The organism is Devosia sp., assembly GCF_030689745.1.
Lineage (GTDB): Bacteria > Pseudomonadota > Alphaproteobacteria > Rhizobiales > Devosiaceae > Devosia > Devosia alba.
In genome coordinates this window covers 1-22346 of the sequence record NZ_JAUYGL010000159.1, presented here as the reverse complement: position 1 = coordinate 22346, position 22346 = coordinate 1, and the positions used below count along the sequence as shown (strand labels likewise).

Sequence of the window (22346 nt, the reverse complement as noted above, 5' to 3'; positions counted from 1 at the left end):
ACCCTACGGATCGCAGCTTGCTCGAGGTAATGGGTCGGGGCCCAGTTCGTAGGGCGGCCTCGGAGCGGAGCGACAGCCCGCCAGCTTTTGTGCCGCACCGACGAACCAATGGTGCACTGCCTTCGGCGAGTGACACCCTATGGATCGCAGCTTGCTCGAGGTAATGGGTCAGGGCCCAGTTCGTAGGGCGGCCTCGGAGCGCAGCGACAACCCGCCAGCTTTTGTGCCGCACCGACGAACCAATGGTGCACTGCCTTCGGCGAGTGTCTACGGATCGCAGCTTGCTCGAGGTAATGGGTCGGGGCCCAGTTCGTAGGGCGGCCTCGGAGCGTAGCGACAACCCGCCAGCTTTTATGCAGCGCCGATAAGCCTGCGCCCTCCCCCCTGCGAATCCCCCGTTACGCGCCCGGCCAGGCGCTGACGAAATCGGCGACAGTCAACGGCGCGGGTTTGCGCAATTCGCGTTCGGCGGTTCCCAGGTAGAGGAAGGCGAGGATTTGTTCGTCACTGGCCAAGCCAAGCCCCGTCGCCACCTGAGCGTTGTAGGCCAGCTCACCGGTACGCCAGACCGCGCCAACGCCCTGGGCATGGGCGGCGAGCAGAATGGCATGGCTAGCACAACCCGCGGCGATCACCTGCTCCTGCGCCGGCACTTTGGCATGGGCCTTTACTCGTGCGATCACTACCACCAGCAAAGGCGCCCGCAGCGGCATGGCACGCGCCTTGGCCAAGGCCTCCTCGCTGACGTCACCAGTGCCGGCCGCCATGGCCTGGGCGAACAACTCACCCAACTGCTCACGCGCAGCTCCCTCGATCGTGAGAAAGCGCCACGGCCTCAACTGTCCGTGATCCGGTGCACGCAATGCAGCGCGAAACAACAGTTCGCGCTGCCCGGCATCCGGTGCAGGCTCGCGCAAACGCGGCACTGAAACACGATTGAGCAGAGCATCGAGAGCATCCATCGGCCACCTCTTGAACAAAATTAAGCGGGAATTCTAGAGCGTGGCGCCAAGCCGTTGGAAAAAACCTGCAGTTCGGCCGCGAGATCGTTGCAACAGAACGCTCAGAGGGTGTGAAAAAATCGAAGGCCGTAGCGAGACCGTTTTCAGGCGTTCGCGGCAAGGCGGTCGCAGTAGGCGAGAGTTTTTTCACAAGCTCTCAGGGATCAGGCTACCCCTTGCGCCGTGATCAGCGCCACATGCTCATCCGGCACGCCAGCACCGGCCGACTGGAGTTCACCCCGGAAGAATGACGCACGAAAATACACGAGGCAGATGCCACACTGCGCGCTGGTTTACAGCCCCGGTCGCGCGAGTACAATGGCGCCCTTTGCCGCCCTCAATCCGAGCCCCCTGCATGGCCTTGCCGACCCTACGAATCATCGCGTTCATCAACGGCATTTTCCTGATTACCCTGGCCATCAGCATGGTCGTGCCGATGCTCACCCTGCTGATCTTCGACAGATCCTACGAGCTCAATGCCTTTCTCTGGTCGAGCATGATCACCTTTGTCGCCGGGCTGGCCATGGTGGCCCAGGGGCGCCCGAAAGATGTTCAATTACGGCCGCGCGATATGTACATGCTGACCACCGCCAGCTGGGTGATCGTGTGCATATTCGCCGCCCTGCCGATGACGCTGATTCACCACATCAGCTACACCGATGCCTTCTTCGAGACCATGTCCGGCATCACCACCACCGGCTCGACCGTGTTGTCCGGACTGGATAGCGCCTCGCCGGGCTTGCTGATCTGGCGTTCGATGCTGCAATGGCTCGGCGGCATCGGCTTTATCGGCATGGCCGTGGCGATCCTGCCGTTGCTGCGGGTCGGTGGCATGCGCCTGTTCCAGACTGAGTCCTCGGACTGGGGCGAGAAAGTCATGCCGCGTTCGCATATGGCCGCCAAATACATCATCTCCATCTTTATCGGCTTTACCCTGCTCGGCACCTTCGCCTACTGGCTAGCAGGCATGAGCTGGTTCGATGCGATCAACCATTCGATGACCTCGGTCGCCACCGGTGGCTATTCCACCTCCGACAACTCCATGGCCAACTTCGGCCCTGCCTCACACTGGGTGGCAATCGTCTTGATGCTGTTGGGCAGTCTGCCCTTCACCCTCTTTGTCGCCACCATCCGCGGCAATCGCCAGGCGCTGGTCAAGGATGAGCAGGTACGCGGCTTTCTCGGCATGCTGTTGGTCACCTGCCTGATGTTCAGCGTCTGGCTCTGGCTGCACTCCGACCACAACTACTCCGATGCCTTGCGCATCGTCACCTTGAACGTCGTTTCCGTGGTGACCACCACCGGTTACGCCCTGGGCGATTACAGCCTTTGGGGCGATTTCGCGGTCATGATGTTTTTCTACCTGACCTTCGTAGGCGGATGTTCCGGATCGACCTCGGGCGGGCTGAAAATATTTCGTTTCCAGGTGGCCTACACTCTGTTGCGCAGTGGCCTCACCCAGCTCGTTCACCCGCGCGCGGTGATCAAGCAGCAGTACAACGGACACAACCTCGATGAAGAAATCGTCCGCTCGATTCTGACCTTCTCGTTCTTTTTCACTGTCACCATCGGCGCCATCGCCCTGGGATTGACGCTGCTCGGCCTGGACTGGATGACCGCACTGACCGGCGCCGCCACCGCGGTGTGCAACGTGGGCCCCGGCCTGGGCCCGATCATCGGCCCGGCCGGCAACTTCGCCAGCCTGCCGGATGCCGCCAAATGGCTGCTATCGCTGGGCATGCTGCTGGGTCGCCTGGAAATCCTGACCGTCCTGGTGCTGATCACTCGCGCCTTCTGGCGTCATTGAGCGGCATTTCACCGACTGACCAGACTCGCCACGCCTCCGCCTCGATGATGCTCTCGGCCGGAGAGCACCCCATGTAGGTGGCAAAACAGATGGGGCACAAAGACTGGACGATGATCGCGCGGGTCTGCGGCCGGCGGATGCCGGGGCGGGAGCACGTGCGGAACGGCTTTTCGCGGGTAATGACAACATCCGCCCCGGAGGCGGCGCAGATACTGGCCGCGCGCATGGATACTAAATTGGCACTTAATGTCACTGGCCCAACGGGACTGCGCGCCTAGACTGCCAACACGCCACAGCCGCTGATTCCCTCGGTGCGGCCAGCAGACGACCAGGAGGCACGCCATGGCTACGCACACCAGCGATCGCTACACCAGCTTCGCCGAGTTCTATCCCTATTACCTGCAAGAACACAGCAACCCGATCTGCCGCCGCCTGCACTATGTCGGCAGCCTGCTGGTGCTGGGCATTCTCGCCTACGCCCTGGCCACGCAACAGTGGCGGTGGCTGCTGGCCATCCCCTTCGCCGGCTATGGCTGTGCCTGGGTCGGCCACTTGGTCTTCGAAAAGAACCGCCCGGCCACCTTTCAATACCCGCTGTACAGCTTCATGGGTGACTGGGTAATGCTCAAGGATGCCTTTACCGGGCGTATCAAATTCTAATCCACCCGCGCTCAGGCTGCGCCGACGCCACCCACTGGACGGCAACATCACACCGTTGAGCAGTGGCGCTTGGCTCGCGTCGCCTCGCGTGGTTATGATCCCTGCTCTGTCGCAATCCTGGTTCAGCGCTCGCAGCGCTAGTTAGACGTCCAGCAGAGACGTCGGTTAATCAGCAGGGATCGTTTCCACAGCATGAATGCCACTACCCAGAACCGGCTCCACGCACTGCCGGCGCCACCGTTACGCGAATATTACTCGCGCATACTGGCCTATATCGCCGTGGCCGCAAGCATCGCTGCCGGCACCTACACCCAGCATTTCGGCTACGACATTCTCTGGGTCGTGCCCTACGCCCTGCTCTATCCGCACCTGGCCTACCACTTGAGCCAGCGCTTCAAGCGTGATCATCCGCGAACCGCCACCCTGACCCTGCTGTTCATCGACGCCCTGCACTGCGGCGCGGCGCTCGTCCTGCTCAGCTTCTCGGTGGTACCCAGCCTGATGTGCCTGCTGATCCTGGCCTTCAGCTCGATGGTGGTCGGTGGTTTGCGTTACCTGGCCCTGGCCATGCTGGTCGCGATCAGCAGCACGCTACTCAACGCGGCGCTGACCGAGCTGAAATTCAACCCCGACACCCCGGCCCTGGTTGCCCTGGTGAGCATCGCCTTCAGCACCCTGTACATCTGCATCACCGCTTATTTCGTGCACCAGCAGGGCTTGCGTCTGGACCAGGTGCGCTGCGAAATCAAGCGCGAGCAGGAAAAAGCCGCCCGCCTGGCACGCAACCTGGCCAAGTACCTGTCACCGCAGGTATGGGAGTCGATCTTCACCGGCAAGAAGAGCGTGCGCCTGGAGACCCAGCGCAAGAAACTCACGGTATTTTTCTCCGACATCAAGGGCTTCACCGAGCTGTCCGAGGAACTGGAAGCCGAGGCCCTGACCGACCTGCTCAACAGCTACCTCAACGAAATGTCGAAGATCTGCCTGAAATACGGCGGCACCATCGACAAATTCATCGGCGACAGCGTCATGGTGTTCTTCGGCGACCCAGCCAGCAAAGGCGCCAAGCAAGACGCCATGGCCGCGGTATCGATGGCCGTGGCCATGCGCAAACACATGAAAGTGCTGCGCCAGCAATGGCGCGCCCAAGGCATCACCAAGCCGCTGGAAATCCGCATGGGCCTGAACACCGGCTACTGCACGGTGGGCAACTTCGGCGCCGACACACGCATGGACTACACCATCATCGGCCGCGACGTGAACCTCGCCAGCCGCCTGGAAAGCGCCGCCGAAGCCGGCGATATCCTCATCTCCCACGAGACCTACTCGCTGGTCAAGGACATGATCATGTGCCGCGACAAGGGCCAGATCAACGTCAAGGGCTTCACCCGCCCGGTACAGATCTACCAGGTGGTGGACTTCCGCCGCGACCTGGGCGCCACCTCCAGCTATGTCGAGCATGAATTGCCCGGCTTCTCCATGTACCTGGACACCAACGGCATCCAGAACTTCGACAAGCAACGGGTGATCCAGGCGCTGCAGCAGGCCGCCGAGAAATTGCGCGACAAGGTGATCATGTAGGGGCGGCCGGGTTGGCCGGTGCTCAGCGATTGTGAAAATATCGAGCGCCGTCGCGATTATTTGTAGTACCGGTGATCCACGGTGCACTGCCTGCGGGTAGGGCGCCCCGGGCGGCGTTCCGTTCGGAGGTAGGGCGGCCTCGGAGCGCAGCGACAGCCCGCCATTTTTCGTCGCACCGATCAACCATGGTGCACTGCCTGCGGCGAGTGACACCCTACGGATCGCGGGCTTCCCTGGATCTGGTGATCTCCTCGGATCGTAGAGCGCCCCGGGCGGCGTTCCGTTCGGAGGTAGGGCGGCCTCGGAGCGCAGCGACAGCCCGCCAGCTTTGCTTCGCACCGAGCAACCCATGGTGCACTGCCTGCGGCGAGTGACACCCTACGGATCGTGGCTTGCTCGAGGTAATGGGTCCGCGCCCAGTTCGTAGGGCGGCCCGGGCGGCGTTCCGTTCGGACCGTAGGGCGGCCTCGGAGCGAAGCGACAGCCCGCCAGCTTTGCTTCGCACCGATTAACCATGGTGCACTGCCTGCGGCGAGTGACACCCTACGGATCGCAGGCTTTATGCATAAAGATGGGGTCTACGTCAGCGGTATCACCGGCAGGCACCCTGGCGAATGACACGGAGCGCTGAACGCTATTCGCTTGTGACATTGGTGTTTGCCCCCGCCCGCCCCTACAAACTCTCCGCGGCCGGCTCCTGGCCCAGGCACGGTTCGCCGTCGAGCAAGGGCTGACGGGCCAGGAACTCCAGCGCCGAGACCCGCCAGGATTGTTGCGCCGCCAACTCGGCGCAGCGCGTGCGGTTCAGCTCCAGTGCCGCCAGACAGGCCGCGCGCAAATCCTCGTCCATCACCCCGGTGACGCCCGCCTCCAGCACATCCAGCGGGCCGGGCACCGGGAAGGCCGCCACAGGCGTGCCGCAGGCCAGCGCCTCGAGCATCACCAGGCCATAGGTATCGGTGCGCGAGGGAAACACCAGTACGCTGGCCTGACGATAGGCTTCGGCCAGCTCTGCGCCATGCCGATAGCCGAGAAATTTCACCTGCGGATAACGCGCCTGCAAGGCTTCACGCAGCGGGCCGTCGCCGACCACCCGCTTCTCGCCGGGTAGGTCGAGTTCGAGAAAGGCCTCCAGGTTCTTTTCCGCGGCGATCCGCCCGACACACAAGAACACCGGTTTGCACGCCCCAAGCCGCGGCACCTGCGGCTGAAACAAGCGCGTATCGACGCCCTTGCGCCACAGCAGCAGACGCTGCAGGCCCCAGCCGGCAAACTCCGCACGCAGCCGTTCGGTGGTCACCAGCACCGCCTGGCTCGGGCGATGGAAGGCGCGCAGGTAGGCATAGCCCCAGCGCAGTGGCAACCACGGCCAACGGCCATGGATGTACTCGGGAAAGCGCGTATGAATGGCGCTGGAAAACGCCAGGCTGCGCTTGTCCAGCCAGCGTCTGGCGCCCCAACCGAGCGGCCCTTCGGTGGCCAGATGGACGCAGTCGGGCTGAAACTCGCGGATCGCCGTGCCGACCCGCCAGAGGTCCCACGCCAGCGGAATCTCCGGGTAGGTCGGGCACGGCCAGCTGCGAAAGTCCTGCGGCGACAGCAGTTTGACCTCATGGCCCAGCTCGCCCAGTTCACCGACCAGGGCCTGCAAACTGGTGACCACACCGTTGACCTGGGGCAGCCAGGCATCCGAGACGATCAGTATCCTCATGCCGCCGACTCGACAGCCGCCAGTTGCTCGGCCAACGCCAGGGCTTGCCGCGCCTGGTCGTCGGCCAGCCGATACAGCTCGATGCGGCCATCCAGGTGTTCGATCAAGGCGCTGCAGGACTCGACCCAGTCGCCACAGTTCATGTACTCCACCTCGCCCATCGGGCGGATCTCGGCGTGATGAATATGCCCGCAGACCACGCCATTGAAGCCGCGCTTGACGCATTCGTGGACGATCGCTTGCTCGAAGTCACTGATGAAGTTCACCGCGCCCTTGACCTTGTGCTTGAGGTAGGCCGACAGCGACCAATAACCGTAACCGTATCGACTGCGCCAGTGATTGAGCCAGCGATTGAGGGTCAGGGTGAGCTCGTAGGCCGAGTCGCCGAGAAAGGCCAGCCAGCGGTGGTAACGGGTGATCACATCGAACTGGTCGCCGTGGATCACCAGCAGCCGACGGCCGTCGGCGGTGATGTGCTCGGCCTCGTCGACCAACTGGATATTGCCCAGCATCAGCGACGAATAACGGCGCAGGAACTCGTCGTGATTGCCGGTGACATAGATCACCTCGGTGCCGCGCTTGCTCATGGTCAGCAGACGGCGGATCACGTTGCTGTGCGCTTGCGGCCAGTAGATGCCGCTGCGCAGCCTCCAGCCGTCGATGATGTCGCCCACCAGGTAAATACGGTCGGTCTGGTAGCGCTTGAGGAACGCCGCCAGGTGCTCGGCCTGGCAATCCCGGGTGCCCAGGTGGACATCGGAAATCCACAGGGTGCGGACTCGTTGCTTGCGACTCGGCTTGGCGAGCTGGGCGCTGGTCATGGGCGGCCTCCGGCTGGGTTTTTACGAGCGTGCGCGCCGGCGGTGAAACGACTGTGACAACTCCATGGCAGTTCAATGACAGCGACCCGCCACGAGCAGGCGCAACGGCCTGCTAAACTGGCCGCCTGTCACGAGGACCTTGCCATGCCGTCGCCGCTCTCTTTGCGTCACTACAGCCATGAACTGCTCAACCACAACCATGCCCATGCGCAGCTGGTCTTCGGCCTGAGTGGCCAGCTGGACTTCGAGGTGGCCGGGCTGGGCAGTCAGGTGATCCGCCAGACCCTCGCCGTGGTGCCGGCGGCTGCGCAACACGCCTGTGGCAGCAGCAGCGGCAGCCAGTGCCTGGTGCTCGACGTACCCTCCGAGCAGTGGCTGCAACAGCACCTGGGCATACATGCCGATGCCAGCCGTCGCCTGCTCGAGCGCCCCGGCGCCCTGAGCCTCAACCCCGCGCAAAGCCAGCTGGTCAGTTGGCTGGCGGCCAGCCCGATCGATGACCCGGTGATCGCCCGGCAAGGCGCAGCGCTGTTGCTCGCCTGCCTGGCGAGCGAACGCGTCGAGCTGCCGGGTCTGCCAGGCTTGCCGCTGGCCGCCCTGGACGCGCATATCGACCGGCATGCCGCCTACCCGCTGCAGGTTGGTGATCTGGCGCGGCTGGCCGGTTTGTCGGCGGCGCGTTTTCATGCGCGCTTTCTCGACGAGACCGGACAGACGCCCATGGCCTACGTGCGCAGCCGGCGCCTGCAGCTGGGTCGCCAGCTGCTGTGCACCAGCCAGCTGGCGGTCGGCGAGATCGCTGCGCGGGTCGGCTACAGTTCGCAAAGTGCCTTTACCGCGGCGCTATTGCGCCAGTTCGGCTGCACTCCGCGCACGCTGCGCCAGCGCCACGAGTAACGCGACAAAGGCCGCGACTCCCGCGACAGACAGGGCGCGCTTCTCTCCCTAGACTGCATGCACCATCAGCTAGCCGGGGAAGCGCTATGCAGCAGATCGAATGGGAAGACTTTCAACGGGTGGAATTGCGCGTGGGCACTGTGCTGTCCGCCGAGCCGAACGACAAAGCCCGCAAGCCGGCCTACGTACTGCGGGTCGACCTCGGTGAAATCGGGGTGAAAACCTCCAGCGCGCAACTCACCGAGCACTACCCATGCGCCGAACTGCTTGGCCGCCAGGTGCTCTGCGTGTGTAATTTCGCCCCCAAGCGCATCGCCGGTATCCGCTCCGAGGTGCTGGTCACCGGTGTGTATGACGCAAACGACAAGGTGGTCTTGGCCAGCTTCGACAAACCGCTGCCCAATGGCGCGCGCCTGGCATGACCGAGCGCAAGGCATTGCTGGCGATTCACCTGGGCGCCCTGCTGTTCGGCCTGTCGGGAATTTTTGGCAAGCTGGCGAATACCGTGCCCATGGCCATCGTCGGCGGCCGGGCAATTTTCGCCGTCGTCGCGCTGGCCCTGTTCGCCCGCCTCCTCAGCCAGGAGCACAGCCAACGCCCCAGCGCGCGGCAGCTGGCCATGCTGGCACTCGGCGGCTTGTTGCTCGGCAGCCATTGGCTGACCTTCTTCGAGGCGGTGACGGTTTCCGGCGTGGCCATCGCCACCCTCGGTTTCGCCAGCTTCCCGGCATTTACCGTACTGCTGGAAGGCCTGCTGTTTCGCGAGCGCACGCGGCCCAGCGAATTCGCCATGGTCGCCTTGGTCTGTCTGGGATTGATCCTGGTCACGCCGAATTTCGATCTTGGCAACCAGGCCACCGTCGGGCTGCTCTGGGCCATATTGTCGGGCTTGCTGTTCGCCCTGCTGTCACTGCTCAACCGCGCCAGTACTCGCGGCCTGGACCCGGTGCAGGCGGCGCTCTGCCAGAACCTCACGGTGCTGCTGTGCTTCCTGCCTTTCGCCTGGCCCCTGCTGCCCAGTCTGGCGCTGCTCGACTGGTTCTGGCTGGCCCTGCTCGGGGTGTTTTGTACCGGCTTGGCGCACAGCCTGTTCGTCGCCAGCCTGCGCGTGATCAAGGCACGTAGCGCCGCAGTGATCTTCGCCCTGGAGCCGGTCTACGGCATCGCCTTCGCCTGGTGGCTGTTCAACGAGATACCGACCCTGCGCATGCTCCTCGGCGGCACGCTGATCGTTCTGGCGATTTTCTTCTCGGCGCGCATGGCGCGCTGAGCAGCCGGCTGGCGAGGGGGAAACCCACGCCAGCCAGGCCACACCTCAACATGGATTACGCCGGCTTGCCCTTGGCGCGCATCCGGTCGGCCATGCTGATCATTTCGTCATACAGCAGCTGCGGGTTCTTCTGCTTCAACGCCCAGGCCATGCGGCCCTGCTCGTGGGGCAGAATCATGAACTCGTCTTTGGCCATCTCGGCATAGATGTAGTCGGCGATATCCGCGGCGCTGATCGGCGAGCTTTCCAGCAGTTTGCCGACCTGAGCCTTCATCGCCGGCGTCGGGCCACGGAAGGAGTCGAGCAGGTTGGTCTGGAAGAACGACGGGCAAACCACATGCACGCCGATTTCCTGCTGCTTCAATTCGATCAGCAGGCTTTCCGACAGCGCCACCACACCGGCCTTGGCCACGTTGTAGTTGCTCATCGCCGGGCCTTGCATCAGGGCCGCCATCGACGCGATGTTGACGATCTTGCCCTTGCTGCGCTCGAGCAAGGGCAAGAACGCCTTGCAGCCCTTGACCACGCCCATAAGGTTGATCGCGATCTGCCAATCCCAATCTTCCAGCGACAGCTCGTCGAAAAAACCGCCCGAGGCCACGCCGGCGTTATTGACGATCACATCGATGCCGCCGAACTTTGCCTCGCAGGCCTGCGCCAGAGCGGTTAACTGACTGTAATCGCGCACGTCGCAACGCTGGATGAAACCATCACCACCGGCTGCGCGGACCAACTCCAGGGTTTCGCCGAGCCCCGCCTCGTTGACATCGGCGAGCGCCAGACGCCAGCCATCGCGGGCCCAACGCAGGGCGATTTCACGACCCAACCCCGAACCTGCGCCGGTAATCATCATGCGATTTTGCATATGGAAGTCGCCTTGTTTTGTGCGGTGAAAGAGAAGACAAGGCCCAGTGTAGCCAAGGACATATTCAACCCCACGCACCATCATGCAGCTGAATGACCAAGGCAAACTGCCGCCACTGCCACCCGGCACAGGTGATCACGCAATGCACGAAGCGCGATCGGGGCTTTTGTAGGATGTGGCGGGCCGCGTAGGATTGAGCGCAGCGATACCCATCGGCGATCGACGGATCACCAGCCGGCAGATCAGTGCGGAGCTGAATTTCTCAGCGGCTCGCTAAAGGCTTTGGGTAAACAGACAGGATTTACAGACAACCCGAACGGGTTTAAAGATGGAGGCGACCCCACCAGCCACACCCCGGCACACAATGTCACCGCTGCGGCTGCTCCCTTCCAGGCCTGACCGGGTTCACGGTTAATCGTTGCGGGGGGACCGGCAGGGCCACCATAACGCTACCCGCCTTGCAGCGAGCGGGGCCATTGTACCGGCTTGTCTTGAACTTACAACAGCTTCAAGCACATGAATGGATCGGGCCGCGTAGGTCGGGGCGCGTAGGTCCGCCCACGCCTGTGATCAGGCGATTGGGTAGAAGGCCCCCGGGTTCAGATGGAAGCGCCGAGCAAGAGCCTGAATATTGCTGCTGCTCAGGGTGCGCTTGCCATTGAGCGTGCGCGACACGACAGTTTTGTCGCCGATTTCGGGCAGGTCGGCCCCGGTAAGCCCGTTCTGCTTCATGAGGAATCTGAGCAATTCCACGCCGGTGATGGCTTCGACCTTTTCGTTGAACTCGGCAAATTGCGGCGCGCTGTCCTCATAACGTTTGATCGAGGCGCACAGCATGTCCAGCAAGCGCTGGCTGGTTTGGCTGTCGTCTGCAGAGTCGGTCAGTTCGTCGAGCAGGGCCAATGCTTTGTCGTACTCGACCTCGTTGCCGATCTCTTGGATGAGCGTACCGTCCACACGCTCCAGCGAGCGCTGGATTTCTTTCAACTGCTCAGCCAGGTCATGGATGGCACTCTGCTCAATGCGTACGGCTACTGCAGCACTCATGGCATGACTCAGAGGCTGTGAAAATATCGAGCGCCGTAGCGAGACCGTCTCCAGGCGTTCGCGGCAAGGCGCGCTACGTGAAAAGTAGGGGAGTTTAGTGAGCTAAATGACCCTGCTTTTCACGTAGCGCAACGTCAGCAGCGGGCGTTTGGAGGCGGTCGCAGTAGGCGGGAGTTTTTTCACAACCTCTCAGTGTTCTTCGGATTGCGGTACCACTTGTTGGCCTTGTCGTACTCGCTGTGGTTGAAAATGTGTTTCACGTAAACCCGCTGCTTGGCAAAGTCGATGGCCGCTATCATGCGGATCTCATTGCCTCTTATAAAAATTAAATAACCAATTGTTTTATATGTAGAAATTTAAATATTCACGAAGTCTTGTAGGAACCAGTAACCGTAGGATGGCGTTGAGCGCAGCGATACCCATCGGGCAGTTTATGCCTGTACCCGTTGGCATGGCGAATATCGATGATGGGTTACGGCGCGTTTGTTCTGCTGGCAGCAGGTCAATTTGCAGGCGCCTAACCCATCCTACGGTCTTGATCCTTGAGCACCCAGTTTGCTGCGCGACAGCGCGGCTGTCGAAGTCGGGGCGACCGCTCCTATGTCGCTCGCCCACCAGCAGCCATGCCAACCTTGACCCTTGTGTGGGCTGGCGTTCGGTTGCGATGGGTATCGCTGCGCTCAACACCATCCTACGGTTTGGTCTGCGCCGGTTTTTGTAGGACGGCTGAGCGTAGCGATACCCATCGGCGGCATGGAATTTCCACGCTAGCGGCGAGTCACAATGGAGCTCGAGTAGCCAAAATCTGCGCTGAGACAATGTCAGCAGTACAAAATCGCAGTACTCTGCGCGAGGCATTTCCAGCGCCGCCCTCTCATTCCAAGGAGCAACAACATGGCCATGACCAAAGACCAACTGATCAGCGACATCGCCGAAGCCATCGACGCACCCAAGACCATCGTGCGTGCAGCACTCGAACAACTCAGCGAAATCGTCAGCGATGCCCTGGAAAACGGTAGCGAAATCACCCTGCCCGGCATCGGCAAGTTGAAGATCAGCGATCGCCCAGCCCGCACCGGACGCAACCCGCAAACCGGCAAGGCAATCGAAATCGCAGCGAAGAAAGTAGTCAAGTACGTCCCGGCCAAAGCCCTGACCGACGCGATCAACTGATCGACGCTGTTGAAGCGCCCCAGCTAACGACAGCAGTACGTGTGGGGGGGCTTTAGCCGCGAAAGCTTTCGATGCACCCGTAGAAGCTTCGCGGCTAAAGCCCCTCCCACAAAAGCCCGTCTGCCCCGCATTCAGGCCCACCCTACTTCACTACTGCACCGTCGCCTCTTGCGGCGGGAGGGCGGCTGTCGAGTTGGGGTTGCCGCCCATTTGGCGAATCCGCCGTAATTGCTGGACCCGGTTGAGGTTGTCCCAGGCCATGTCGTAATGCGCGGGGGATTGTTCGATCGCGCTGCGGAAGAACTGCTCGGCGACATCCAGCTTGCCTTCCACCAGGCAGATGTAACCGACGTCGTTGCTGGCCTGGGCACGATTGCCGATCTGTTCGAAGGCGGAAAGCGCCTCCTCGTAGCGCTCCATGCGAGCCAGCAGCAAGCCGTAGTTGCGCCATAGCGGCTTGTAGCTGGAGTCGTAGCCGATGCCGCGCTGGTAGGTGCGCTCGGCTTCGGGCCATTGGCCGGCCATGTAGTAGGAATAGCCCAGGCTGTTCTGCACCAGCACCGAGCGCGGTTCGATCTGCATGGCCAAGCGGTAATAAGCCTCGGACAACGGGAAGTCATTGTTCAAGTCGGCGAGTACGCCAAGGGCGTTGTAGACCTTCAGCGGTGATTTGCTGTCCACCTTGAGGCCGTCCACCCCGAGAGCAGCCTCCTCCGGCAGATCATCGCCCTGGTCGTTACCTAGGCGCTGTTGGTCCAGCGCCACCGCCTTGAACAGCAGCTTCTGCGCGGCCGCGTGATTACGCTGGGCCAGGTGCAGCATGCCCATCTCTGTCAGGGCATCGAGGTTGTCCGGTTGGTTCGCCAGTACCTCACCGAAGGCCATCTCGGCGAGTTCAGTATTACCGCGCTCGCGGTGGATACGCCCGATCCAGACCATCGCCTCGTAGCGTTCCGGCTCCAGTTCGATAGCGCGCAGATACTGATACAGCGACTGATCCGAGTCGCCGGCCTGGTAGGCCATCGCGCCCATCTGCATGGCCTGGTCGGCCGAGTTGGCCTGTTTGCGCACCTTGTGCAGCAACGTATTGTCGCCGCTATACACCGAGCGGGTTTCGAGCACCGGCTCCGGGCCCATGGTCTGACATCCTGACAGCACGGCCGTCATGGCCAACAGCAGACTGATCCTTTTCATCTCATACCTTCCCGAAGACTTTGAGTACCCCAATGAGTGCGGGTCCGATGGCCACCAGGAAAAAACTCGGCCACAGGCACAAGATTAGTGGGAATACCAGCTTGGTGCCGATTTTCGCCGCTTGTTCCTCGGCGGCCTGGGTGCGCCGATCGCGGAATTCCTCGGCATAGATGCGCAGGGTGTCGGCCACGCTGGTGCCGAAGCGAATGCTCTGCGCCAGCAAGCTGACCAGGCCGCGAATATCTTCCAGCCCGGTGCGCTCGGCCAGGTGCTTGAGCGCCTCAGTGCTGGGGACGCCGGCACGGATCTCGGCATTGACCAGGGCCAGCTCCAGGGCCAGTTCCGGCTGACTGACCGACATTTCATCGGCCACCCGCTCGATCGCCTGGGGCAAGGCCAGCCCCGACTCGACGCAGACCACCATCAGGTCCAAAGCATCGGGGAAGGCGATCAACAGTCGGCGCATACGCGCCTGCTTGCGCTTGTCGACATAGATGGCCGGTACCAGCCAACCAGCAGCGACTGCCGCAAGCACCAATATAATTCCAATGCCCAGCGACATCTTGGGGATCAGCGGCATTGCCAGCAGGCTAAGGCCGACCAGTACCAGCGGCGCCAGCAGGCGCACAGCCCAGTAGATCTGTACCGCCGCAGGCGAGCGATAACCGGCATGGGTGAGCAGGGTGCGAGCGGCCGACTCCTGTCCCTCCTCGCCGGTATTGAAGCGCTGGCCCACCTGTTCCAGCATCAATTGCAGATTGCTCGGTGGCTCCTGGCCAACCGCCACGCCGCCATGCCCGCGCTTGATCAGGGTCAGGCGCCGCTGCAGCGGGTCGCGCAAGCCCAACACCAGCATTGCCAGGGTGACCACGGCCAATACCGCGCTCAAGCCAATTGCACTGACGAACAACAACCGCGCCAGCTCCTCGTTACCCACCACGCGATTGAGCAAACTCAGCAGATAGTCCATGACATATACCTCCTCTGCCTGTGCTTAAAACTGGATACGGATGATTTTACGAATCCAGAAAATTCCCAGCAGCATGGCGACAAAGGCCGCCATCACCATCTTCTGCCCGATAGGCTCCTTGAGCAGCAAAGGCAAATAGGTCGGGCTTGAGAGCACGATCGCCGCCGACAATACGAAAGGCACAGCCACCAATATCCAGCCGGACATGCGCCCTTCGGCCGACAAGGTCTTGACCTTGCGCTGAAAGCGAAAGCGCCCACGGATCAGGCTGCTCAAGCGCTCCAGCACCTCGGTCAGGTTGCCGCCGGTGTCGCGGTGGATCAGCACCGAGGTCACCAGCATCATCACCGTCATGCTCGGCATGCGCTCGAGCAGGCCGAGCATGGCCCGGCGCACGTCGTTGCCGTAATTGATATCGGCGAAGGTCAGGCCGAACTCATGGGCCACCGGCCCCTTGTGTTCCTCGGCCACCAGTTGCAGGGTCTCGTTGAACGGATGGCCGGCACGCAGGGCCCGGCACATCGCATCCAGGGCATCCGGCAAGTCTTCCTCGAACTGGGCGAAGCGCTTGCCGCGGTCGCTGGCGATTTTCAGTATCGGCAACCAGAACACTGCCAGGGCCGCCGGCAACGCCAGCCACCAGACCTGGGTGAAAAGCCACAGCGCGATGCCCGTCACCACGCCGAGAATCAGCCCGAGCAGCAACACCCGATAGGCGCGGTAGTCATGCCCGGACTGATCGATCATCTGCGCCAGGGCCTCCATGGCCGGTAGTTGCTCGAGGCGGGCCTCCAGCGGCGACAGGCGGCGCAAATATTTCTGCCGCAGCACCGTCTGCATATTCGGCAGGTTGCTGGCCTGCTCCAGCACATGCAGGCGGCCGCGGATGCGCTTGCGCACCTTGCCCGCCTCGCCGAACACCGGCACCACCAGGCCCTGGCTGAGCAGGAACACCGCGGTGAAGACCATGCCGAGGAATGCCAGGATAAATTCGCCGGGAATCTGGTTCATGATTGCCCCTCCATCCATTCAGGCCGGAACATAGTCAGCGGCAACTCGATACCGCGCTTGCTCATCACCTCACGGAAGGCCGGCACCATGCCGGTTGGCCGGTAATCGCCGAGCACCTCGCCATGCTCGCCCATGCCGCGGCGGACGAAGGCGAATATCTCGGTCATGGTGATGATCTCGCCCTCCATGCCATTGATCTCCTGCACGCTGATCAGACGGCGCTTGCCATCCTCCTGACGCTCGAGCTGGATCACCACATCGATGGCCGAAGCGATCTGCTGACGCAGGGCCTTGATCGGGAAGGTGGCGCCGGTCATCGACACCATGTTCTCGACCCTGCCCAGGGCATCGCGTGCGGTATTGGCGTGAATGGTGGTCAGCGAGCCGTCGTGGCCGGTGTTCATCGCGGTGAGCATGTCCAGCGCCTCGGCGCCACGCACCTCACCGATGACGATGCGATCCGGGCGCATGCGCAGGCTGTTACGCACCAGTTCGCGCTGGCTTACCTCGCCGCGGCCCTCGATGTTCGACGGCCGGGTTTCCAGGCGCACCACATGCGGCTGCTGCAGTTGCAGCTCGGCGGAGTCCTCGCAGGTGATGATGCGCTCATCCGGCTGAATATGGGCCGTCAAACAGTTGAGCAGCGTAGTCTTGCCCGAGCCGGTGCCGCCGGAAATGATCACGTTGCAGCGGACCTTGCCGATGATGGCGAGAACTCTCGCTCCCTCGTCGGTGATCGTGCCAAGTTGGATCAACTGTTTGAGGGTGAGCTTGTCCCTCTTGAACTTGCGGATGGTCAGAACCGGTCCGTCGATCGCCAGCGGTGGCGCGATGACGTTGACGCGGCTTCCGTCGGGCAACCGCGCGTCGCAGATCGGGCTGGCCTCGTCGACGCGACGGCCGACCTGGCTGACGATACGCTGACAAATATTCATCAGCTGCGAATTGTCGCGGAAACGGACTGCCGTCGGTAGGACCTTGCCGTCGACCTCGATATAGGTGGTCTCGGCGCCGTTGACCATGATGTCGGCGATCTCGTCGCGCGCCAGCAACGGCTCCAGCGGCCCGTAGCCGAGCACGTCGTTGCAGATGTCCTCAAGCAGCTCCTCCTGCTCGGCGATCGACATGACGACGTTCTTGAGCGAGACGATCTCATTGACGATGTCGCGGATTTCCTCGCGCGCATTCTCCATGTCGAGCTTGGCCAACTGCGCCAGATCGATGGTGTCGATCAGGGTCGAGAAGATCGTCGTCTTGATGTCGTAATATTCTTCGGACTTGCCGGTGCTGGCCGGTGCCTCCTCCTTGCTCGCCGTGGCGGGAGGCGGGGTGGCCGTGGCCTTTTTTGCGGCCGGCTTCCTGTTCCTGGGCGGCGGATCGGAAGCCTTCTGGCGTGCCTGCTCCTCCGCCGGCGCGCTGGCGGGCGGCTGCTCCGGCGCTGGACCCTGCGGCGGGCCGACCGTTTCAGGTGCTCCGCGTCTTCCGAACATATCCGCCTGGATCAGCTCTTCTTGCCGGTTTTGCCGGGCTTGCCGGTCAACTTGCCCATCAGAGGTGCCAGGATCGACGCGCGCTTGCGGCGCGCCTCAACCCGGCCCGTCAGCAATTTGGCAATCTCCGTGAATGCCTCGTTGGGCTTCGCGTTGGCTGCCATCTCCTGGATCATCTGGCCGTTATTGGCGGCGCTTCCGAACAACTGCGGATCGAAGCCGATCACCGCCGCAGGGCTTGCGTGCAAGGCCTCGGCGAAATCCTTGGGCGAGATTTCCGGCCGTTTCGGCATGCCGACCTTGTTGACCACGACATGCGGCGGCTTGTCGTTCGGCCGCCCCTGCTTGATCAGCTCGAACAGGTTCTTGGCATTGCGCAGATTGGCCAGATCCGGCTCCGCCGTTATCACGATCTCGTCTGCGGACATCAGAATGTTCTTGACCCATCCGCTCCACTGGTGCGGCAGGTCGAGAACGACCGTCGGCACGCCGGCGCGCACGATGTCGAGAATCCGGTCATAGGCGTTCGGATCGAGATCGTAGTCCCGGTTCAGATTGCCGGGTGCGGCGAACAGGCTGAGATTCTCGGTGCATTTGGTCAGCAGGCGCTCCAGCAACACATCGTCGAGCCGCTCGGGGGCGTAGACCGCGTCGGCCACGCTCATCGTCGGATCCTGATTGAAGTCGAGCGCCGCAGTGCCGAAGGGCAGGTCGAAATCGGCAATGATGGCGTCGGTGGCGAAGCCATTGGCGATCACCCACGCGGTATTGTGGGCGACAGTCGAAGAGCCGACACCGCCCTTGGCGCCGATGAAGGCGAGAATGCGCCCCAGCGGCTCGGCCTCGGGATCGGCGTACAAGCCCGCGACCGCCTGAATGACCTGCATCGGCGTGATCGGGGCCACGAGATATTCGCTGACCCCGCGGCTGATGAGCTCGCGATAGAGCAAGACGTCGTTGACGTGGCCAACGACCATGACCTTGGTGCCGGGATCGCATACATCGGCGAGCCGCGCGAGCTCCCCGATCATCGATTCCGCTCCGTCGGTCAGCTCCAGCAACAGCAGATTGGGCGTCGGCGCGGTCTCAAAATAAGTGATGGCTCCGTCGATCCCGGTGGTCTGAACGCCCACATGCGCGCGTGCCACCCGGCGATCCTTGGCCATTGTCTGAATCGCGTTGGCGACATCGCCGCTGGCGCAGAAGGCTTGAATCGAAATGCGTGGCAGCGTCGCAACAAAAGGCTCCGCCGCCTCGCCCGTCTCGGTGGACTCGATGTCCTCGACCTCGTATGCAACTTCACTCATTGTCCAACCGTGCTTGCTGTGCCGCTCTGTTCGTCTTCGGTCCGGGTCGCGGTCGACTCGCCCAGGATGTATTTCCCGCGAACGGTCTGGCGCCGCTCGGCGGACGCCGGATCCATGGCGCGCTGCGTTTCCAGATCGCGCGGATTGGAGACCATCGCGGCGAGATTGCGCTGGCTTGCGCAGCCATAGTTCGAATAGGGCTTGTTTTCGTAGTTGGCGGCGACATTCACGCTCCAATCGCCGCACTCGGCCGTCTGCGCGGTAACGCCGCTATAGGCGAGCACCACCGGCGGATGCGGCGAGCCGGTCCTGCGGCCGTTATAGGGATAATATTTGACCGAGCCCGCGGGCACCTCGGCATAGGTTGCCAGCGAACGGATCTCATCGACCACGCGCAGTGCGGCGACCTCGTTGCCGGTGCCGCTCGGCGTGCGCACGACCAGGGAGCCGCCGCCGCTCTTGCGGTAGGCGCGCATGAATGAGGCGATCTGAGCCCGCTGCCCTGCCGTCATGGCCTGGGAAGTCGGTGCCACCGGGACCTCCAGCGTCACCGGCTCCTCCCTGAGGACGATCGGATAGCGCTCCTCGACCGACAGTGCCGGCGGCTGATAGGCGACCGGCGACGGGTTCTGGCACGCCGTCAGGACCGTCGCCGCAACGAGACCGAAGGCCAAGCTTAGGCGCGCCGCTCTGTGGCGTGGCGCGCGGGGCGGTGCTGTCATGTTCATGCCCAACCTGTCCATAAGACGGATCCTTTGCTCACAGAGTCACTTGATGATGAAACCGTAGCGGCCTTGGTAGGTGCCGTCGGGCGCGCTGCCGCGAACACCGTAGAGCTCGTGCAGATGTCCCATCAAATTGGCGTTGCGGTCGGTCGCCGGCTTGAAGTTGTCGGTGGGCACCGCCAGATCGCGGCGGTTTGCCGGGTTGACGGTGTAAGGCGTCACGATCACCACCATCTCGGTCTCGTCGTTCTGGAAATCGCGGCTGCGGAACAGAGCCCCCAGAACCGGCATGTCCTTGGCGCCCGGAAGACCGCTGAGATTGTGCTTGGTGCTCTCCTGCAAGAGGCCGGCAATGACCAGCGAGCCGCCGCTGGGAAGCTCGATCGTGGTCTCGGCGCGGCGCACCTTGAGGCTGGGAATCGTCAAGGCCGTAGGCCCGACGCCGAGCAGGAAGGCATTCTCGTTGGAGGTCTCGCTGACCTCGGTCTTGACCCTCAGGCTGATCCGGCCCTCCGACAGGACCACCGGGGTAAACGCAAGAGCGACGCCGAACTGTTTGAACTCGATCTTGACTTCGCCATTGTCGCTGGCGACCGGGACCGGGAACTCGCCGCCGGCCAGGAAACTTGCCGATTCGCCGGAGATGGCGGCCAGAGTCGGCTCGGCAAGCGTCCTCAGCACGCCGTTCTCCTCCATCATCCGGATGATGCCGCTGATGGTCGTGTCGTTGCGGGTATAGGTCGCCTTCGCCGAGGTGGAAGAAAGCGCCTGGCCTGCGATGCTGAACGGATTGTCGGTAATCAGCCGGAATGCGGTTTCGCCGGCGGAGTTGATCGCGGCATCGAAATCGACCCCGAGTTGCTTGGCGGCATTGCGTTGAATCTCGCCGACGGTCACCTTGAGATAGACCTGATCGCTGCCCTCGACGCTGATCATATTGAGGACCTTCTCCGGATCGCCGGCGAACCGGCCGGCAATGTCGGCGGCGCGGCCGGCGTCGGCCGGGCTCGGCGCGGTGCCGCTGAGAACGACGTTTTCGTTGATCGCGTCGACGCTGATATTGGCGTCCGGGATGAGCTTGCGGAACATGGCGTTGAGAGCGGCCACATCCTGCTCGACAATGAGGTCCAGGGCGACGATTTGCCCCCCCGCCTCGTCGAAGAAGAAGATATTGGTCTGGCCGACCTCCATGCCGATGACATAGGCGCGCCGCGGCGTGCGCATGACGGCGTCGGCCTTTTTCGGGTTCGACACCAGCACATCCTTGGCAGGGCGCGGCAGGTCGATCACCAGAGACTTGTTCAGACCCAGGCGGACGAGCTGCGGACCGGCGGCCTCGTTGGCGGCGGCGGCGGGAATTTCCAGATAGCGGGTGCCGGAATCAGCGGCGCTGGCGCTGGCGCAGAACCACGGACCGAAGGCCAAGGCTAGCAGCACCAGGAGGATTAGGGTCGCCCCTTGCGCGGCTCTCGCCCGATTTTCGCCCCGCATACCGATGTAAGGCCTCTCGCGGAACATAGTTCTCCATCCCCCTTGGTAACAAATCAACGCGAGGTGGTGACTTGCGTGGCCACTCCGAACTTGACGACCTTGACGCTGCCGCTGCCACGATACTGTTTGTCGTCATTCCCCTCGCCGGAGTCGGCCAGGCTGCGCAAAGCCAACGATACCACGCCGCGCCGTTCGCCCAAGGCCAAAAGCTCGGCCTGTTGAGGGGCAAGCTCGAGTGTTGCCGTTTTGCCGACAACAACCTGCCGCCCATCCTCCTCGGCGACGGTCTGGTCAATGGCCAGGACCCGCACATTGGTGAGGATCATTTCGCTGCTGTATTTTGCGCCGCCCTCGCCCCCACTCTGCGCCTGTTCATTGGTCAGTATAACGTCGACGCGGTCATTGGGGAGAATGAATCCGCCGGCGCCGGTTTCCGGCGATATCCGAATGCTGATCGCACGCATTCCGGAGTCCAGGATCGCCGACATGAAGCCGCCCTGATCGGACCGAACCAGCTTGGCGAAGCTGATCGGCTCTCCTTGCGTGACCGGAGCACGCGCGATCATTCCGACGGTCTCCTGCATGGCATCGGGCTTCTTGACATCGGTGATGAATTGTTCCGCAAGCGCATCGGACGGCCAGGTCTGCCAGCGGACGTCCCCGGCTTTCACGCGGTTGCCCAGGTTGAGGTCGCGCGCGGCGACCAGCACCTGTTGCGTACTCATATCCGGCCCGATCCCGGGAGCTTCCGCCAACTGCCCGTTGGGCAATATCGAATTGGTCAGCATCGCGGCTGCGCCGGCGGCGCCGAGTGCAACAGCCAAGACAGCGATACGTGCAACTTTCATGACGCCCATCCTCGATCGTCAACACCACGGGTCACTTCGGTTCGGCCTAGTATGAACAGCCAATTGTCAATCCATGGTTAATGGTCAGTATCCAGTTGTAGATTTCGGCTTCTCGGGCTGGCGACCGGACCTTTTTCCGATCCAGATCGATGCGTTTAAGGGCGGAATATCAGCGCGTCGCTGGCAGGCGCGGCGCGAGCGGCACTGCCCAGCCGGCCACTTGAATCGACTTGGCTGGCGAGCGCTCTAGAGCGGTTTCCGACCATATGGGATCAATTTGATGGGTCAAATCGGTTCATCCGGCAAGGCGCGGCGCGACGCGCGATGTGGGGCATCTCGCGAGCGACGCAACACAGCCGGTGGGCCGATTTGGCCCACCGAAGGCCGGGTTCTTTTGCGCCATGGCGTCGTTGCATGTCTCCTGAGATGCACCACATCGCAGATCGACATGCGCCTAGCCACGGCGCAAAATCATCC

At 62.6% G+C, this 22346-nt stretch carries 21 protein-coding genes and 1 other RNA gene; 7 read left to right on the top strand and 15 right to left on the bottom strand.

Going from position 1 to position 22346, the window contains the following annotated elements; genetic code table 11:
* Window positions 1-398: 398 nt before the first annotated feature.
* Window positions 399-962 (bottom strand): nitroreductase family protein, encoded by a 564-nt coding sequence (locus Q8O80_RS14125; RefSeq protein WP_305580313.1) that lies wholly within the window; start codon window positions 960-962, stop codon window positions 399-401.
* A 394-nt stretch (window positions 963-1356) separates the two neighbouring features.
* On the opposite strand from Q8O80_RS14125, the gene Q8O80_RS14120 reads away from it, so the two are divergent.
* From Q8O80_RS14120 to Q8O80_RS14110, 3 genes are all read left to right on the top strand, one after another.
* Window positions 1357-2808, top strand: a complete 1452-nt coding sequence (locus Q8O80_RS14120; RefSeq protein WP_305580311.1) for a TrkH family potassium uptake protein — start codon at window positions 1357-1359, stop codon at window positions 2806-2808.
* A gap of 342 nt (window positions 2809-3150) precedes the next feature.
* Complete coding sequence (locus Q8O80_RS14115; protein WP_305580309.1) at window positions 3151-3468, top strand: Mpo1-like protein; 318 nt, start codon at window positions 3151-3153, stop codon at window positions 3466-3468.
* A gap of 192 nt (window positions 3469-3660) precedes the next feature.
* Window positions 3661-5049, top strand: coding sequence for an adenylate/guanylate cyclase domain-containing protein (locus Q8O80_RS14110; protein ID WP_305580307.1), 1389 nt, complete (start codon window positions 3661-3663; stop codon window positions 5047-5049).
* 673 nt (window positions 5050-5722) lie between these two features.
* On the opposite strand, the gene Q8O80_RS14105 is transcribed toward Q8O80_RS14110, so the two are convergent.
* Together Q8O80_RS14105 and Q8O80_RS14100 are read right to left on the bottom strand one after the other, a co-directional pair.
* Entirely contained in the window at window positions 5723-6760 is a 1038-nt protein-coding gene (locus tag Q8O80_RS14105; RefSeq protein ID WP_305580305.1) for a glycosyltransferase family 1 protein, read from the bottom strand.
* Window positions 6757-7581 (bottom strand): UDP-2,3-diacylglucosamine diphosphatase, encoded by an 825-nt coding sequence (locus Q8O80_RS14100; protein WP_305580303.1) that lies wholly within the window; start codon window positions 7579-7581, stop codon window positions 6757-6759. The genes Q8O80_RS14105 and Q8O80_RS14100 overlap by 4 nt, the downstream gene beginning before the upstream one ends.
* 144 nt (window positions 7582-7725) lie before the next feature.
* Here Q8O80_RS14100 and Q8O80_RS14095 point away from each other — a divergent pair, with 144 nt between their 5' ends.
* The 3 genes from Q8O80_RS14095 (at window position 7726) to Q8O80_RS14085 (ending at window position 9748) form a co-directional block, all read left to right on the top strand.
* Window positions 7726-8478: an AraC family transcriptional regulator gene (locus tag Q8O80_RS14095; RefSeq protein ID WP_305580301.1), complete on the top strand. Its 753-nt coding sequence runs from the start codon at window positions 7726-7728 to the stop codon at window positions 8476-8478.
* 86 nt (window positions 8479-8564) lie between these two features.
* Window positions 8565-8900 (top strand): tRNA-binding protein, encoded by a 336-nt coding sequence (locus Q8O80_RS14090; RefSeq protein ID WP_305580299.1) that lies wholly within the window; start codon window positions 8565-8567, stop codon window positions 8898-8900.
* A complete protein-coding gene (locus Q8O80_RS14085; protein ID WP_305580297.1) occupies window positions 8897-9748 on the top strand; it encodes a DMT family transporter in 852 nt (283 codons plus the stop codon). The genes Q8O80_RS14090 and Q8O80_RS14085 overlap by 4 nt, the downstream gene beginning before the upstream one ends.
* Window positions 9749-9803: 55 nt before the next feature.
* On the opposite strand, the gene Q8O80_RS14080 is transcribed toward Q8O80_RS14085, so the two are convergent.
* From Q8O80_RS14080 to Q8O80_RS21600, 4 genes are all read right to left on the bottom strand, one after another.
* Window positions 9804-10601, bottom strand: a complete 798-nt coding sequence (locus Q8O80_RS14080; protein ID WP_305580295.1) for an SDR family oxidoreductase — start codon at window positions 10599-10601, stop codon at window positions 9804-9806.
* Between the two features lie 350 nt (window positions 10602-10951).
* Window positions 10952-11048, bottom strand: an RNA gene (gene ffs, locus Q8O80_RS14075) — signal recognition particle sRNA small type.
* Window positions 11049-11183: 135 nt separating this feature from the next.
* Window positions 11184-11660: a type II toxin-antitoxin system HigA family antitoxin gene (locus Q8O80_RS14070; RefSeq protein WP_305580293.1), complete on the bottom strand. Its 477-nt coding sequence runs from the start codon at window positions 11658-11660 to the stop codon at window positions 11184-11186.
* Window positions 11661-11839: 179 nt separating this feature from the next.
* A complete protein-coding gene (locus Q8O80_RS21600) occupies window positions 11840-11980 on the bottom strand; it encodes a type II toxin-antitoxin system HigB family toxin (RefSeq protein ID WP_371136210.1) in 141 nt (46 codons plus the stop codon).
* A 574-nt stretch (window positions 11981-12554) separates the two neighbouring features.
* Here Q8O80_RS21600 and Q8O80_RS14065 point away from each other — a divergent pair.
* Window positions 12555-12833 carry an HU family DNA-binding protein gene (locus Q8O80_RS14065; RefSeq protein WP_305580291.1) on the top strand — a complete coding sequence of 93 codons (279 nt, stop codon included), beginning with the start codon at window positions 12555-12557 and terminating at the stop codon, window positions 12831-12833.
* A 150-nt stretch (window positions 12834-12983) separates the two neighbouring features.
* Here the strand turns inward: Q8O80_RS14065 and Q8O80_RS14060 are convergent, their stop codons facing one another.
* The 8 genes from Q8O80_RS14060 to cpaB are packed head-to-tail and all read right to left on the bottom strand — an operon-like array spanning window position 12984 to window position 21869.
* Complete coding sequence (locus tag Q8O80_RS14060) at window positions 12984-14027, bottom strand: lipopolysaccharide assembly protein LapB (protein ID WP_305580289.1); 1044 nt, start codon at window positions 14025-14027, stop codon at window positions 12984-12986.
* Between the two features lies 1 nt (window position 14028).
* On the bottom strand, window positions 14029-14997 hold the full coding sequence (locus Q8O80_RS14055) for a type II secretion system F family protein (protein ID WP_305580287.1): 969 nt from the start codon (window positions 14995-14997) through the stop codon (window positions 14029-14031).
* A gap of 24 nt (window positions 14998-15021) precedes the next feature.
* Complete coding sequence (locus Q8O80_RS14050) at window positions 15022-16008, bottom strand: type II secretion system F family protein (RefSeq protein ID WP_305580285.1); 987 nt, start codon at window positions 16006-16008, stop codon at window positions 15022-15024.
* Window positions 16005-17498, bottom strand: coding sequence for a CpaF family protein (locus tag Q8O80_RS14045; protein WP_305580283.1), 1494 nt, complete (start codon window positions 17496-17498; stop codon window positions 16005-16007). Before Q8O80_RS14045 ends, Q8O80_RS14050 begins: the two co-directional genes overlap by 4 nt.
* Before the next feature lie 11 nt (window positions 17499-17509).
* Window positions 17510-18805, bottom strand: a complete 1296-nt coding sequence (locus Q8O80_RS14040; RefSeq protein ID WP_305580281.1) for a CpaE family protein — start codon at window positions 18803-18805, stop codon at window positions 17510-17512.
* Complete coding sequence (locus tag Q8O80_RS14035) at window positions 18802-19533, bottom strand: CpaD family pilus assembly protein (protein ID WP_305580279.1); 732 nt, start codon at window positions 19531-19533, stop codon at window positions 18802-18804. Before Q8O80_RS14035 ends, Q8O80_RS14040 begins: the two co-directional genes overlap by 4 nt.
* A gap of 39 nt (window positions 19534-19572) precedes the next feature.
* Window positions 19573-21048 carry a type II and III secretion system protein family protein gene (locus Q8O80_RS14030; protein WP_305580277.1) on the bottom strand — a complete coding sequence of 492 codons (1476 nt, stop codon included), beginning with the start codon at window positions 21046-21048 and terminating at the stop codon, window positions 19573-19575.
* 26 nt (window positions 21049-21074) lie between these two features.
* A complete protein-coding gene (gene cpaB, locus Q8O80_RS14025) occupies window positions 21075-21869 on the bottom strand; it encodes a Flp pilus assembly protein CpaB (RefSeq protein WP_305580275.1) in 795 nt (264 codons plus the stop codon).
* Window positions 21870-22346 lie beyond the last annotated feature (477 nt).